Here is a 14,690-nt window from a genome sequence, read left to right as displayed (position 1 = left end):
TGCCGGATCATCGCGTCAGCACCCGCAACTTGGATAGCATTGTGTCGAAGTCGTCGAACTCATCCGTGCGCTGCCGCAGAAAGGCATTGATATCCTTGTATTTGGCGATGGCGAGATCGGACTGCGCATCACTGCCGGGTTTGTACTCGCCAACTTTGACCAGCAACTCGACTTCGGCATACGCGGCGAGCCAGCTATTGATCTTGCCTGCCATCTCCTGGTGTTCAGGCGTGCTGATGGCCGTCATGACACGGCTCTTGGAGTTGAGAATGTCGATAGCGGGGTAGTGGTTGGCACTGGCTAGCTTGCGCGACAGCACGATATGGCCATCGAGAATGGAGCGCGTCTCGTCGGCGACCGGTTCGTTCATGTCGTCGCCCTCGACCAGAACGGTGTAGAGGGCGGTGATCGAACCCTTGTCGTTCATGCCGACGCGTTCCATCAGCTTTGGCAAGGTCGCAAAGACCGACGGCGGAAAACCGCGACGCGTCGGGGGCTCGCCTGCAGCAAGGCCGATCTCGCGTTGCGCGCGGGCAAAGCGCGTCACCGAATCCATCAGGAACAACACCTTCATGCCCTGATCGCGATAGAACTCGGCGATCGCGGTCGCCGCAAAGGCTGCCTTGGCACGTTCCATAGAACTCTTGTCGGAGGTCGCAACCACCACCACCGCACGCTTCATTCCTTCAGGTCCAAGGTCGTGCTCGATGAACTCGCGCACCTCGCGTCCGCGCTCGCCGATCAGCGCCAGCACGGTGACATCGACAGCAGCACCCTTCACCAGCATCGAGAGAAGCGTCGACTTGCCGCCGCCAGCGGCAGCAAAGACCCCCATGCGCTGCCCCTCGCCGCAGGTCAGCATGGCATCAATGGCCCGCGTGCCAAGCGGCAACGGGCTGTCGATTATGCGGCGGGTCATCGGTGCCGGCGGATCCTGATAGACCGGATAGTATGTTTCCGGGACGAAGGGATCGTCCTTGCCGTCGACGAAATTGCCGAGACCATCGAGCACGCGCCCCATCAGGCCACGCCCGACGGCGATCTGCTGCACGCGGCCGGTGCGTCGCACTTCCGTCTGCGGACTTATGCCCTGCGTGTCGCCGATCGGAGACAGCAGTGCCTCTTCGGAGATGAATCCCACGCACTCGGCCAGCATCCGTGCCTTGGTGGTACGATTGAAGAGTTCGACGATCTCGCCGACCTGCACATCGGGCACCGCTGCGTGGATAATTGTACCGATCACCTTGCGTACACGCCCTGTCAGTCCGAACGGTACGAACCCAGAGATCGACGTCTTGAGCCGTCCGTGCAACTGGTCGAAGCGCTGCGCGATGAGTGTTGAACGGCCTTCAACCAGCGCGGCAATATTGGTGGCAGCAAGGTCCGACGGATTGACGGTCATCCGGCGTCTCCACTGGCCGCCACTGCCCTCTCCGGTACGGAGTCGGTCACTTGCCGCGCACCTGCCGCGTTCCGGATGGCGAGCGCCAGATCATCCATATTGCGCCCCATATCGCCCTCTACGCGGCCAATGGCGGTCTCGACGATGATCTGGGGGGAGACAAGTCCATCGTCCGCGACGACATCGACCAGTTCCACTTCGGGGAAATCGGCGACGATCGTGCCGATGATCTTGCGTAGATACTCGTATTGTTCACGCGAAACGCGCAACTCCGCTTTCTTCTCACGGCGCATTTGGCGCACCGATGCGCGCACCAGAATCTCGGCCTTGGCGTTGTCGTCGAACGTGTCGACCAGTGACCGCACAGCGGCAATGACAAGCTCGGAGACGTCAGTTTCAAGCGCTGCGATGCTGGCGTCCAGCACACGTTGTTCTTCGATGAGCCGCTCGACAGCTTCCACCCTTGCGCGTGCCGTGCCTTCTGCATAGCCGCGCTGCTTCATCTCCTCGAAAGTCCGCTGCGAATCTTCGATGATGGTGGCGGCGAGTTGGCGAGCTGCGTCGACAATCGCACTGGATTCCGCAACCGGCTCAAAAGTTGCCTTCGGAATGATGTGCGCCCCGGAGGCAAGTCGGAAACCAAGTTCCCTTATCCGATAGTAGCCGACCATGACGGCATCCTCCGGCGAATGAGTTTCACGAACAGGCTGCAATCGAGTTCAGGGGGTGCTCCGTTCAAAGAAGGCCGCAGATCGGGTGGCAGGCGGCGTTCAAGCAGTCGTTCGATGCCCGGCGCCACCGCCTCCGTCAGTCGCAGGAGTGCTGCCAGGCCGAAGCGCACGAAACCGCGCTGCACGTCTTTCTCGTCCGCGCCTGCAGAGAGGATCGAAAGGAGGAGGTTGTCGCCATCGGGCGTCATAAGTCCCGCATAGAGCACGGGCGCTTCCTGGGTTGCGAGCATGAAAGCAGCAGGGCCCAGCGCAAGTCGCACGCGTTGGCGCTCGGCTTTCGCCGTCGTATGAAGTATGGCGCGGTGCAGGATGGCGGCAGCGACCAGCAGAGAGACCTGCTCCAGTTCCTCAGCGGGGGCGCTGACGAGTTTCAGTGCAAGCCGCCCCCTGGGATCTGCGGCGAGTGCAAAAAACTGGGTGGCCGAGACGTTGAAGTCCGCTCCAGTCACCGCGCGTGTCGCGATGGCGCGGATCGAGCGCCCGAAATGCGGCGAAACCGACAGCTTGCGCATCTCCGCCGGGACGAGCGTCGCGTCGATCCACGCACTTTCATCGAAACCGTCAAGCACGTGCGCGAGCGCACTCGCTACACGAGCAATTTCACCGAAAGCACGCCCGTTCGCGGGTCCGCTCCTGGCCTCCTCCATCATTCTCCCCCTGCGAGCCCCTCGTACCACGCCGGCACAGCGGTCCCCCTCGCCAATCCAGACTTAAAAACCGCGTCCGGCACGCCGGAGACACGCGTAGCCGCACCTCAGGACGGCTCGAGGATCGTCTCCCCGCTACCCAACGGCGCGACATTGCGGGTACGCGACCGACGCTTCACCACAATCAACGCAATCAAACTTGCCACCGTGGCTGCAAGCAGAACGACGATAAACGCCAAGGCGCCATATACGAGCTGCCAGAAATAGGACGCGTCGGATTGTTTTACTGCGAGACCTTCGATGACGCTGACCATCTGCGCGTCGACAGCGGTTGCCGAAAGCTCCGACGGCAGCGCTTCAGTCAGCACGACAGTGACGGCGGCATAGTCCATTCCTTCAATCGAACTGCTAACGAGACGACGGATCTGGGGTACAAAGAACTCAAGATCTACATTCGGCTCGTGCTTGATGAAGACCGCCGCCGATGACGGCTTGACCGGTTGGCCAAGCTGCGGCTGATCGGGCAGAACCACGTGTACGCGCGCCGTCAAGACGCCATCGATCTGGCTGAGCGTCTGCGCAACTTCTTCGCCAAGTGCGTAGATGTAACGAACACGCTCCTCAAAGGGCGAGGATATGATGCCCCCTTTCTGGAATACCGACCCGATCGATTGCCGAGTGATCTTGGGGTAACCCTTGCCGGTCAAGATCGTGATCGCCCGCACCATCTCACCTTCTTCGACACGCAGGACAAACGCTTCGTTGAACGAGGTCTTCTCCGCGGCGACGCCGTTGGACATCAAGATGGCAAGCATCTCGTTGGCCTCGCTTTCGCTGAGATTGGAATAGAGGTCCACCTTGCATGCGCTCAGAGCGAAAACGCAAAGTAGGACAAGGGTCAATCCGAGCGCACGCATCGGCCTGCACCAGCGGTCATGATCGAAAATGCGACGTTCAGAAATTGGCCCCACAACCGTCACTGCCCCTTCATGAGCGTGTCGAGCGCCTGTGTGGACTTACCTGTCAGCTTTGACGAGATATCCACCAGAAGGGTGAAATTCGTGATTTCCATCTGCACTGCCATCAGCATGGACGCATCGACGCTGGAGCTCTTCATCAGCTCCGACACCCGCGCTTCCCGCGCATCGAAGACACCACGCAGCTTCTGAAGACCGTCAAGGATCATGTCTCCGGGCTCGGATCGGGACGCGCCTTCCACGCCTTCAAGACCGAGCCCGCGGCGCGCGCGCGCCTGGGCATCAAGCTCGGCCTGGGCTGGCGGGGATGCGGATACAGCCACTGGCCCAGACTGTTGGGTCGCAGCCGGCTGATCAACCGCCTGGCGCTGAAGCGCGTCCTTGAAGGCGTCTACCTGTTGAGCAGGAATAGTGCGAGCAGCGTCGGAAGCTGGAATCGTGCCGGCTGCCGCAAGAGGAATTCCAGTTATCATGTCCGCATCTCCAGCCGCATCAGATGAGCTTCAATATTGAACGCGCGACGCCGCAATCAAGCAAGATTCTGAATGCTATACATTTTGCAGTTCACGTAACCCGAAACGGGGCGCATCGCGATTCGTGGATGTTATTTGCAAACGGTATCGCACATAATCATCTGGCCAATTTTTTCGCAAGAAACTTAACCTTCAAGGGTTTTTAATCCAGCCGCTGCCAGCGCCGCAAACGGGGTGGAGGGAGCCGTCTCCACAACGAGCTTGAAAACGCGTTGCGCTTCGTTCCTGTCTCCAACCCGCGCAAGCGCCAGTCCCAAATAAGTCATTGCAGCATCGCTAGGTGGCAGCGCCCTCAACGTCGAAATCGCCTCATCGAGATCGTTGCGCGCAATCTGGACAAGCGCCTGCCCCAGAAAGCCGGCTTCCGCATCTGGTCGTGCGGCAGTGACCCCTGCGAAAATCCGCTCCGATTCCTGGTTCAGGCCCGCTGACAGCGCGATGAACCCCAATTCCACAAGCAGCCGAACATCGTCGGCCTCAATCAACTCCACCATCTATCCGTCCCCGACTGCCGCCTCGCCTGTCGTCACATGGTGACGGGCGAGCAGGCCCAATTCCTTACTGCAGATGTATCAAGAGAAGCGCCCGCTGGGCGATCTGCAATTCGTTGCGGAAATAGCGTGCCCGTCGTGCGTGCCGACATGCCGCGGCCAGATACGCCTGCCCCGAAGCGGAATGTCCGCGTTCCAACTCGCATATGGCGAAGATGCTACCCGCGCGCGGATGCATCGGTTCGTCCGAGAGACAGGCTGTGACCAGTGCGTCCGCTTCCTTAAATAGGTTGCGCCGCAATGCCAGGACGGCGAGGCCGAGAAGCGCTTCGTGCGCGCTTTCATCGGTGCCCGCCCGCACAGCAAGCAGCAGAGCCGAATGCTGTTCCCGTAATTCAGAATCAGCAACCACAGCGGCGCCGTAGAGGCCGCCGATCGGCCCCACGTCATCCATGCAGGACAATGCAAGGGTGTCGCTACCCGGCGATGAGCCGGTTGCGCCGGGTATCCGTTCAAACGCCTTGTGTGCTGCATCCATGTCATCTCCGGCGATCGCTAGGACCGCCGCCGCCAATTTATCCCTCTCAACCGCCCGCCGGCGAAGCGTCGTCAGGCCAAGCTCCACAAGCTGCCGCCGCGCATCATCATCGTCGCTCATTGCAGCCTGCGTTCCGGCCGGACCGGCAGGTATGAAGGGAAGCGTCCGTGAAATTTCTTCCCTGGGGCTCAGCACCCGCATCGACTCAAACCCTTTTTCGCCCCACCCAAACCCTTGGCAGCGCAGCTGTTGCGGGAACCTCACATAAATGCGCCCGCACGACTGTATCGAACGGCACAGTGGAGCCTTCTGTGGTGGCTATAGTGAAAGAGCGTCCAGTCGGATGAATCCAAAGGTGGCGAATGCTCTTCAACCGCGAAGGCAACCATGTCGCAAATGGCAATGTGGGCATGGACGGGCGTCAGGCCGCCCTGCATATCGACCAATGGCTCGCGGCGCGGCTGCCGGAAACACAGGACCATGAAGCCGTGTTCGAGACGCTGCGCCTGCAGATGCAAAAGGTCGAGCACGCATGGCGCTCCCGCTCGCCGCTCGCCGCGCAGATCATCGACGAGATCGGTCGCAGCGGCTCCATGGAAGACATCGTACGGCAACTCTCCCGTCTTGCAGACCATATTCGAGCGACAGAGGGCAAATCGGGTGCGGACACGGGTGGGAACATGTCGTCGCTTGAGCAGCGACCGCGCGCGGTGCGCACTTTGATCAGGCTGTAGGGGGGCAACGTCATGGTCATCTCGAATTTCTGGGGCGGCGCGCTGGGACTGTCATCAAACCAACCCGGCTGGAACGCTCCCGTCGGCAGCTATCTCGACATAGCGCCCGCTGCCCTTGCCTCGGCCACGTTCCTCGCTTGGCCTCGCGCCAACCAGGTTGCCTATATCAACGAGCATGGTGCCGGCACTCCGAAATCACTCGAACTCGGCACACCACCGAACGGAATGCGGGTTTCCATTGCAGACACCAAGACGGTCCTTCTGCAACTGCCGGCAACGCCCGGAGGCGCCCTCCCCGGGAAGGAATTTGCGGTCAACGGCACGGGACGCGACGCCACGCCAGCCGAACTTGCGACCAGTCCCGCTCTGCTCGCCCCCGACGTCTTCCTCTCCTGGAAAAAGCAGGACCAGGTCGCTTATCTTCAAGGCAAAACTCAACCCGTCACGATCGGCGGCGGGCAAAGCAAAATCTTCGCCAGCGCGGTGCCCGACGTGCAATCAGGCGCCGGCGTCATCCAGAGAACGTCAGGGGACGATCAGCCGATTCCCTATTACTATCTGAACGGAGGCGCGGCCGGGTCTCCATCGTCGATCATCGCGGCGAGTGCCGAGGCTCTGTTCCCCTCGCTTGACGGCGTCAACAACATCATGCCCGTGGAGTTCCGCCCGGAAGACTTCAACACGCCTCCCAGCGCACTGACCACCGATGCCGCAAAGAGAGCATTCCTGGCGAGCTTCTCGACGTGGCACTCCGCCTACCAGTTGGAGTACATCAAGACCCACGGCACGGGCGGCGCGCTGAGCATCGCCGATGCATCGGGCAACCCATTGCTGACGGCCTTCATCTCCAAATCAAATCCAAATGAACACCACATTCTTCAATCGCTCGACAAGAATGCGATCGCAACCTTGTCGAAGGCCGATCAGGACGAAGTTGTCCGATTGGACGTGAGCGGTGCTTTGGTCAAAGCGCTTGGACTGAGCAGTAATACAGCCACCCTCGTCGCCCAAGTGCAGAGTGTCATCGATCGTATTTCGGATGATTCAATCGCGGCAAATAAGACAAAAAACAAAACACCTGCTTCGCTATTACCCGCAGACGATCAAAAACCCTTCCTGACACAACTTGAGATACTGAAAGGCCAAATAGAAAATTCCGGCCTAGTCTCGCCAGCAGATGTCGGTAACAAAGTCCAGGAATTACGGGAAAGATACCAAAGAGCATTTGAATTTTTTGACGTGAAAGCCCCCCAAGAAGCGACAGCATATATGAACAACAGCGACAAGAATGGAGGTAAATACAGCGATCCTATCACTGTTTATTACGATGTAATCTCACCAAATGGAGACATGTCTGGAATCAACAAGGGCTATGCAATCTTCATTGCCCAGGAAAAGCGCATCGCCGAACTCGCCGAGGCGCGCAATGCGGTCGCGGCCAATGACGGTTCCTTGTTTGGCAAAAAGCTTGACGTCCCCTACCTCGTCTACAAATTGCAGAGCTTGTACAACCTGACGCTGGAAGCCCATGTCGTCATGGAAACCGAAGAGATCAATCAGCAGAACGCCCTGCTGAAGACCTATGCGGCAATGCAGGACATCATCAACCGGACGCTGCAACTCTTCGGGAAAGCCGACGAGGGAGGAAAGTTCATTCTCGGCAAGACGGAGTTTGACGACTATCCCTCCTTGTCCACCGAACAAAAGATGATGATCGCGATGTTCGAAGACGTCCTGGGCAGCCGTCAAAAGCATCCGCTTGAACGGCTCCGCGGCATCAGCAGGCCATTGAGCAATTTTTTTCATCAGGACAAAAATGATGAGAGCGGTCAAAACTACGACTTGGTGAGGATGACACATCCTCAGTGGAGCACGATCGGGACCCGTCTCTCTGAAACCGTGACGCTGATCAACCAGAACAGTCAGATCAAGATGAACGACATCAATTCGCTCGACAAGCAGCGCAACCGTCACTTCGAACTCGCCAACAACGCGCTTGCCAAGATGAACGAAATACTGGCGAACATCAGTCGAACATAGGCCGCGGCCGGCACGGGTAAAGGCACGATGCGTATCAGAAATCTGGACATTGGCGTCGAGCGGGTTACACGCTGGAACCTCGGCGACGACCTGCAACTGCCACGCGAAGGAACCGGCCTCCCCGTTTTTCTTCCCCAGCAAGCCGCGCTCGACGAGGTGCTGCGAAGACCCTCGCTTGACGAGCGCCTGCCTGAAGTCTTGCAGCCAACCAATCTGGATCCCGGCCTTCTTGATCCTTCTGTCATGTCCCAGACCCGCACCGAGCTCCAGCAGATTTTTGCGCAACACGCGGCCGCGCATGACGGCGAGACGGCCGTACTTTTCCAGTCGGCCGCCGACCTGCTCGGCGTCGACGCGTTTTTCGACCGCGAAACGCGGGCCGCCCTCGCGATGCTTTTACGCGGATGACGAGCGCTGATGACGACCGCCGATCGCGCCGTGCGCTTGCGCTCGCCAAGGCGGAACCACCCTTGACCAAGCGTCAGAGGGATTTCCTTCTGCTCAACATCTTCGTGCTTCTGCGCCATGGCTATGTCGAACGGGCGCGAGCGCTTGCGGAAGCCTTGCACCGACTCGGCGACGACAGTGCGAGCGTACATCTGGCGCGCGCGGTTCTGGGTTTCGCGTCACAGGACTGGCAGGGGGCGCTGAACGTTCTTGACGTGCTGGACCGCTTCAGCCCGATCGAGCGGTTCGGAACGTATCGGCTCAACGCCCAGCAGCGCGCGCGGCGCTACATCAAGACGAAGTGCCTGTCTGAACTGGGTGATACCGCGCGCGCGCGCGACGCGCTTGACGCCTATCTGCGCCACGGAGAAGAAGGGATCGAACAGCCGGAATAGACAGATGCCGCCAAGTATCGGCAGCTGTCATCTACAGTACAAACCCTTCCGCTGAAGTCGCTATGAATGGTTTCAGCACAAAGCGAAGAGGGGTTTTTCATGTCCATCCTCGATGGCGTTTTCAGCAACAAGAAGGCTATGGAAGATGCAATGAGTTTCGCGCAGAACATGACGCGCGAAGCCATGCCCCATCTCGATGCCAAAACGCGGCATATCATCGAGCTGACCAGCGATGGCAGTTCGCTGGGAGATGCCCTTGGCATCACCAAGGATCAGAAAGCTGCCCTCCTCGACATGGGCTGCCGTCTGTTGCAGGTCGGAGAAACTGACAAGGCCATCGACGTCCTGATGCGCCTGAACCAGCTCGATCCGCTTGAAGAGCGCGCGTATTACGCGCTTGGCGTTGCCTGCCAGACCCGCGGCGAGCTTCAGAAAGCCGCCCACATGTACCTGCAGTTCCTCGCCCTGGATGCCACCAACCCGGCTGGGTACCTGCGTCTTGGCGAATGCCTGATGGCCGCTAGGGAATATTCGGACGCCTACGTCGCGTTCGAAGCGGCACGGAATTTCGCACAGGAGGGCGCCGGTGATCCGGAAGCGCTCCAGGAAGCGCTCGCGATGCTCGCGATACCGGAAGTCGCCGCAGCCGGCAAACCGTCCAAGTCTTGATTACTGCTCACAACACAAATGAAAGCCCATTTTGGGCCTGGGGAACTCGATCATGTCAACCATTGGAATATCACAGGTCATTCCCAACACTACCGATCTGTCCAACATCAATGGAACACAGGACCCACGCGCCAGCGCTACCGGCAAAGGTGCCCTTGCAAATGGGATCGTGCCACCTAGCGACAACGGCGGTGAAAAACCCGATCTTGCCAAGGCGCTAAAAAGTCTCGCCGCCTTCATGACTGGCACAGGTTCCGTCGATACCGAGGTCCTGCTTGTTCAGGTCGCCGTCGCCATGCGCGATACGGAAGCGACCACGCAGAAAAGCAAGATCAATACGGACCAGGAGACCAAAAAGGCCCAGATGAAGGAGAAGGAGGCCAAGCTCGAGGAATCCGCCAAGAAGCTGGAAAAAGCTCAGAACGGCAGTATCTGGGACAAGATCAAGCTCGCATTCGAATGGCTAGGAGCGCTCATCGCGGCGGCGGTCGCTGCCGTGCTGATCGCAACGGGCGTCGGTACAGCCGTGGGCGTGTTGCTGCTCGCGGCCGCTGTTACGGCCCTTGTGATGGCCATTGATTCCACCATCACGGCGGCAACGGGCCTTGGCATTGCCGGCAATATCGCAAAGGCCGCCGGCGCCTCTGAGGAGCAAATCGCCAAGGCGGATATGGGCTTCAAGATCGGCGTTGCCGTTTTGGGGGTCGTTTTTGCGGTTGCCGCAGGTGGAGCCGGTGTCGGTTCGGCCATGTCATCGGCGGTTGGTGCCGGCGCCAGGGCCGGTGAGACCGCATACAAGGCGGGAGAGAGCATCGCACACATGGCAAAGAGTATCGCTTCCGCTGCCAAACAGGGCTTCTCGGCTTCGATGCAGGCTTCGGCGAGCACCCTTGGCCAAAGTGCGCAGTTGGCCCAAAACGCCGCAGGGGTCACCCAAGCCGTGACCACCGCCGGCACCGCCACCGTGGGTGTCGCCGCCACCGTTGCAAAGAGCGAGGCGACCACCCTCCGCGCCGAGGCGAAGCGACTCGAGGCTCAGGCCAAGGTCAACGAAGCCTTCATGCAGGCCCTCGACGACATGATCGACCAGGCCCTGTCGCGCCTTCAGGCATCGAGCGAGCGCTTCAACGCCATCCTGGATGAAATCACCTCGGCTATGAACGACCGCAGCAACACCCTCAGCCGAGCACGGTTCGCTGGGTGACAAACCCTTCCCGAATTCGATCGCCTAGACGCAGGAGAATGAAATGATCGATACCAATTTCAATATGCTCCCGAAGTCCTTCTACACGGAAGTCGATGGTCAGAAGACACTGACGGTGGACAAGGCTCTTGCCGACAAGGTGCAGCTTGGCGTGCAGGCAAGGCTGGAGACCATTCCGCAGGCTCAGAAGGAAGCGCTCCTTGCGGCGGTGTACAATCTCGCGCCGGGCGATGTCTCCGCCCCCGGCGCACTCGAGGCCAAACTTACCTCACTGCAAAATGCAGCCAAACTGTTGGCCGACCTGCCGCCGGAGACCACCGCCTTCGTGGGGAATATTGCGAAGTTCCTAGCGCGAGCCATGATCGAAATGGCAGGGGAGCAGCGCCAGAACGCCCTCGCCGACCGGATGAACGCTCGCGAAACCGCGAAAGCCGAATTGATGAACCAGGCCGACAGCATGGACAAGGCTGCCGATAAAATGACGGAAGGCGCGCTCACGGCGCTGATCGCGGGCGTGATCGGCGGTGCGATCTCGATCGCCGGATCCCTGGGCACCGCCGTTTCCGGCCTGAGCCAGCTCTCCAAGATGTCGACTGCGATACAGAGCATGAAGGGTATGACCCCCCAGGAGGCGGCGACTTCGCTTGCGAGCAATGCCTTTGCGAAAGCGCAGTCGGCAACGCAAGTCTATGCGGGCATAGGCCAATTGGCCACTTCGTCGGGTGAAATCGTCAAGACTGCCGGATCCACCACGGACGCGAGACTCCAGGCGGATGCCAAGCGGCAAGAAGCGCAGGGTATGCGCGACGCCGCAGACGCACAGTTCGCGCAGCAGACAGCCGAGCTCAAGAAGGAAGTTCAGGACACGATGAATGACATGATCAAGCAGATCATCAACTTCATCAAGGAGTTGAAAGATGCAGAAGTCGAAGCAATGCGTGCGCTGACACGGGTCTGAGGACAGTGATGCAATCCGTTCTGCCGGAATTCAGGTCAGCTATCGAGGCGCTGTGGCAATCCTTGGGGTTGCCCGCGCCGAAGTTTACCGAGCCCGGGCATATCCAACTGCGTGTCGAGAGCATCTCCCTCAACCTGCTCGACAACGGACGCGGCGCCCTCATCGTCGAGGGTGTGGCGGGGACGGTGGCGACGGAACAAACCACCAGAGCCGCGCAAATCCGCAAGATTCTTCAAACAAATCTCGGATTTCTCCTCGATAGCGATGCGTCAGTATACGTAAAATCCCTGAAAAATCAGGGCATATCACTGTTGGTGCAAGCGCGATTCCTCTACAAATCGCACTCGACGGCGATACTAGTCAAAAAAATTGAAGACGTTGTCCGACTTACAGAGTACTACTCGTCGGAATTCAAAACAGAATATGCGACGATAAGACCTGCCGCACCAAAATTCGACGGAGCTGATGCTCCGGTAATATTCAAGCCATGATAACAAAAGAATGACCGTGCTACGGGAGGGGGCACATCGATGAGCGCATTGGGAGAACTTAGTAGTTACGCATCCTTGAAGGAGGCGAAAGAACCGGTTTCGAGTGACACAAGCGTCCCATTTCTGTCGGGTCAGCTTGGCGCTGAACTTGGGCTCTCAACCGAGGCGCTTCGTATCGGCCTGACAGTAGCTTCCAACCACCTTTTGCGGGGCGCGTATGGCGAGGCGATGCGTGTCTATGTCGGTCTTGTTCTGTGTGAGCCTATGAATGTCGACTTCCAGGTCGGTCTTGCAAACTGCGCCAATCTGATGGGAGAACACTGCGTCGCCCTGCAAGCCGCATCAGCCGTCATCATGCTGGCGCCTTCCGACCCGCGTGGATATCTCCTTTCTGGCCGGAGTTGCATCATGTTGGGCCAGATGGACGAAGCCACAGAAGACCTCAATGACGCGCTGAAACATGCGAATGGCAATGGTGCCGTGGTCAAGGAGGTTGGGCTCCTGCTGGACCGCATTTCGATGCCGGCGTTGGGCTAAGGCCCCAGAGCCGAGAGCAGGCAGGGACACCAATGAGCCCTACAGGGACGAAAGAAGTGCCCGAAGATAAAGACATTTCGACGATCGGCGCACGATTCGGGCTGAAAGGGCAGGATGCCTTGATGATGGTCGCCCTTTGCAGCGGCCTTTTGCAGGAAGTTGGTATAAGTGGCGACCAGTTCCTTGCGCGGCTTGAGCAAGGTGACGACGTCGGGGCGGCACTCGGTCTTCCCTCGGAACTGACGGAATTTTTGTATGCGCGCGCACACCGGTGGTTCATGGTCGACCGGGTCGATCGGGCAGAACCGTTGTTTCGCGCCTTGTGCGTGCTTGACGGTCAGAGCGCGGACTACTGGATCGGGCTCGGCATATGCCTGCGCCTGCGCGGCAGTCTGGACGCGGCCGCCCTCGCCTTCAGCACCGCCGCGCGGCTGCGGCCGCACTGGGCCGTTCCCGCATTCCACGCGGCCGAACTGGCGATCCAAACTGGCGACTACGGCGGTGCGCGCGGCTATCTCGCCCGATTCCACGAAGCGCCAGATCAAGATATCCCGGAGCGGATGCGGCAGGAAGCCGCCCGCATGGCAGTTGCGCTGGGACGCCACACCGCATCCGCAAGCAATGCAAAACCAAGTGTGATAGCCAGATGAGCGTCGACCCCATTGGCGGCGGCTTTCTCGCTGAAAAATGGGACCTCATCCGAGAAATCGGCCGCAACATCGCTGCGACGCCTATTGCCGTGGAGAGGTCAGCTGGCAAGCCTGCGTCGTTGACGCTCCCCGACCCGCTCAGCCAGGGTATCCCGCCGCCGCCTGCCGATCGTTCGAGCCTGCCGACCGATAGCCCCGAACGCCTGCGCGCGGCGGCACTTTCGTCCATGATGGAGGCGCTCCGTGCCCCACTCGCCGGTCCAGCGCAGCGTGTTGGCCAGGAATGGGCAGCGACGCTCGCGCAATCGTTGGCGGACTTTGTCACGGCAGGCACGGGCGGGGTTAAGCCGACGCTCGCGCAACCATTGGCGGACTTTGTCACGGCAGGCGCGGGTGGGGCCAAGCCGACGCTCGGCGTAGCCACTGTCGACAGCCCGGCCTCAGGTTTTGAAGGGTCGGTTGCAGAATTCTTTGGACCCGGCAACGAACAGCGCCCCGGCGCTCGGCAGCCTGTCGGCATGGATGTTTCGCTCGTCCTGCGCCCGGAACCGCAACGTTCCGAGGTGAACTGGGAACGTCCCTCCTTTGCCGAGGCTCGTGCCGAAACACCGCGCATCAGCGCCGGAGAAAAAGCGACATTGGCTAACGCCGCACCGATCATGACCTTGCCTGGCGAGGTCGCCGACGCCTCCGTCCAGGCGGAGATGATCAGAAGGGGTCTGGTGGAGCTCGACCTCACCTCGATGGCCGCCGGCGTGATCACTGCTGCGCCGGAGCGGGCAGGTGTCATCGCGTCCTTTGTGCTGAACGCACACTTCCTGCCTGGCTGGCCGCCCGCGCGCCCGTTCGCGAACCCGGAGGCCAAGGCATTCGTCGAGGTCGTCGCGCTCGACAAGACGCTGAGCAGGAGCGAGGTGGAGATGTTGACCTACCTGGCAAATTTCGGCGTAAGCCTCCAGCATCTAGAAAAGCTGATTAAGGCCCTTAAACGGGCCGGAGACGGTCCGGGCTTGGCGCAGGCGCTGGCCTGTTTGCTGGGCAATCTCAGTGCGGCCGTGCGGGCGCTGAGCGCAGAACTGGAGTCGTTCATCGCTGATATATCAGTCGAAGGACAGTTGCAGACCAAACCGGCGCCAGGCAACCGACGGCGCATCGATCTCAGCTAGCCGGCGTCGTCTTCTCGGCTGCATGTGTCAGTCATCTTCGACACAGCTGCACCCGCAATGTTCGGTAAAGGTTGCCATCG

Annotated in this window: 18 protein-coding genes; 11 read left to right on the top strand and 7 right to left on the bottom strand. The window is 59.9% G+C overall.

Annotated features, from left to right (window positions below; all coding sequences use genetic code 11):
• Positions 1-7: 7 nt before the first annotated feature.
• The 7 genes from sctN to ABSY17_RS00845 all read right to left on the bottom strand — a co-directional run bounded on the left by sctN (position 8) and on the right by ABSY17_RS00845 (position 5,439).
• The gene (sctN, locus tag ABSY17_RS00875) at positions 8-1,402 is read right to left on the bottom strand and encodes a type III secretion system ATPase SctN (protein WP_378940846.1); all 1,395 of its coding nucleotides are present in this window, start codon (positions 1,400-1,402) and stop codon (positions 8-10) included.
• On the bottom strand, positions 1,399-2,073 hold the full coding sequence (sctL, locus tag ABSY17_RS00870; protein WP_378940844.1) for a type III secretion system stator protein SctL: 675 nt from the start codon (positions 2,071-2,073) through the stop codon (positions 1,399-1,401). Before sctL ends, sctN begins: the two co-directional genes overlap by 4 nt.
• Complete coding sequence (locus ABSY17_RS00865) at positions 2,052-2,783, bottom strand: hypothetical protein (protein WP_378940842.1); 732 nt, start codon at positions 2,781-2,783, stop codon at positions 2,052-2,054. The genes sctL and ABSY17_RS00865 overlap by 22 nt, the downstream gene beginning before the upstream one ends.
• A 104-nt stretch (positions 2,784-2,887) precedes the next feature.
• Positions 2,888-3,637 carry a type III secretion system inner membrane ring lipoprotein SctJ gene (gene sctJ, locus ABSY17_RS00860; protein WP_378940840.1) on the bottom strand — a complete coding sequence of 250 codons (750 nt, stop codon included), beginning with the start codon at positions 3,635-3,637 and terminating at the stop codon, positions 2,888-2,890.
• Positions 3,638-3,756: 119 nt separating this feature from the next.
• The gene (locus ABSY17_RS00855; RefSeq protein ID WP_378940838.1) at positions 3,757-4,230 is read right to left on the bottom strand and encodes an EscI/YscI/HrpB family type III secretion system inner rod protein; all 474 of its coding nucleotides are present in this window, start codon (positions 4,228-4,230) and stop codon (positions 3,757-3,759) included.
• A 185-nt stretch (positions 4,231-4,415) separates the two neighbouring features.
• Positions 4,416-4,784, bottom strand: a complete 369-nt coding sequence (locus ABSY17_RS00850; RefSeq protein ID WP_378940836.1) for a tol-pal system YbgF family protein — start codon at positions 4,782-4,784, stop codon at positions 4,416-4,418.
• Between the two features lie 64 nt (positions 4,785-4,848).
• Positions 4,849-5,439 carry a hypothetical protein gene (locus ABSY17_RS00845; RefSeq protein WP_378940834.1) on the bottom strand — a complete coding sequence of 197 codons (591 nt, stop codon included), beginning with the start codon at positions 5,437-5,439 and terminating at the stop codon, positions 4,849-4,851.
• 242 nt (positions 5,440-5,681) lie between these two features.
• Between ABSY17_RS00845 and ABSY17_RS00840 the strand changes: the two genes are divergently transcribed.
• The 11 genes from ABSY17_RS00840 (at position 5,682) to ABSY17_RS00790 (ending at position 14,610) form a co-directional block, all read left to right on the top strand.
• Positions 5,682-6,053 carry a hypothetical protein gene (locus ABSY17_RS00840; RefSeq protein WP_378940832.1) on the top strand — a complete coding sequence of 124 codons (372 nt, stop codon included), beginning with the start codon at positions 5,682-5,684 and terminating at the stop codon, positions 6,051-6,053.
• A gap of 12 nt (positions 6,054-6,065) precedes the next feature.
• On the top strand, positions 6,066-8,093 hold the full coding sequence (locus ABSY17_RS00835) for a hypothetical protein (RefSeq protein ID WP_378940830.1): 2,028 nt from the start codon (positions 6,066-6,068) through the stop codon (positions 8,091-8,093).
• A gap of 27 nt (positions 8,094-8,120) precedes the next feature.
• A complete protein-coding gene (locus tag ABSY17_RS00830; RefSeq protein WP_378940828.1) occupies positions 8,121-8,501 on the top strand; it encodes a hypothetical protein in 381 nt (126 codons plus the stop codon).
• 62 nt (positions 8,502-8,563) lie between these two features.
• Positions 8,564-8,935, top strand: a complete 372-nt coding sequence (locus ABSY17_RS00825; protein WP_378940826.1) for a hypothetical protein — start codon at positions 8,564-8,566, stop codon at positions 8,933-8,935.
• A 99-nt stretch (positions 8,936-9,034) separates the two neighbouring features.
• Entirely contained in the window at positions 9,035-9,604 is a 570-nt protein-coding gene (locus tag ABSY17_RS00820) for a hypothetical protein (RefSeq protein ID WP_378940825.1), read from the top strand.
• 31 nt (positions 9,605-9,635) lie between these two features.
• A complete protein-coding gene (sctE, locus tag ABSY17_RS00815; RefSeq protein ID WP_378940823.1) occupies positions 9,636-10,808 on the top strand; it encodes a type III secretion system translocon subunit SctE in 1,173 nt (390 codons plus the stop codon).
• A 43-nt stretch (positions 10,809-10,851) separates the two neighbouring features.
• Positions 10,852-11,766: a hypothetical protein gene (locus ABSY17_RS00810; protein WP_378940821.1), complete on the top strand. Its 915-nt coding sequence runs from the start codon at positions 10,852-10,854 to the stop codon at positions 11,764-11,766.
• 8 nt (positions 11,767-11,774) lie between these two features.
• A complete protein-coding gene (locus tag ABSY17_RS00805) occupies positions 11,775-12,257 on the top strand; it encodes a type III secretion system chaperone (RefSeq protein WP_378940819.1) in 483 nt (160 codons plus the stop codon).
• Positions 12,258-12,296: 39 nt separating this feature from the next.
• A complete protein-coding gene (locus ABSY17_RS00800; protein WP_378940817.1) occupies positions 12,297-12,794 on the top strand; it encodes a hypothetical protein in 498 nt (165 codons plus the stop codon).
• Positions 12,795-12,850: 56 nt separating this feature from the next.
• Complete coding sequence (locus tag ABSY17_RS00795; protein WP_378940815.1) at positions 12,851-13,444, top strand: hypothetical protein; 594 nt, start codon at positions 12,851-12,853, stop codon at positions 13,442-13,444.
• Positions 13,441-14,610: a hypothetical protein gene (locus ABSY17_RS00790; RefSeq protein ID WP_378941131.1), complete on the top strand. Its 1,170-nt coding sequence runs from the start codon at positions 13,441-13,443 to the stop codon at positions 14,608-14,610. The genes ABSY17_RS00795 and ABSY17_RS00790 overlap by 4 nt, the downstream gene beginning before the upstream one ends.
• Positions 14,611-14,690 lie beyond the last annotated feature (80 nt).

Source organism: Mesorhizobium sp. ANAO-SY3R2 (assembly GCF_042466635.1).
In the GTDB taxonomy this organism is placed as follows: domain Bacteria; phylum Pseudomonadota; class Alphaproteobacteria; order Rhizobiales; family Rhizobiaceae; genus Aminobacter.
This window is presented reverse-complemented; position numbering and strand designations above follow the sequence as displayed.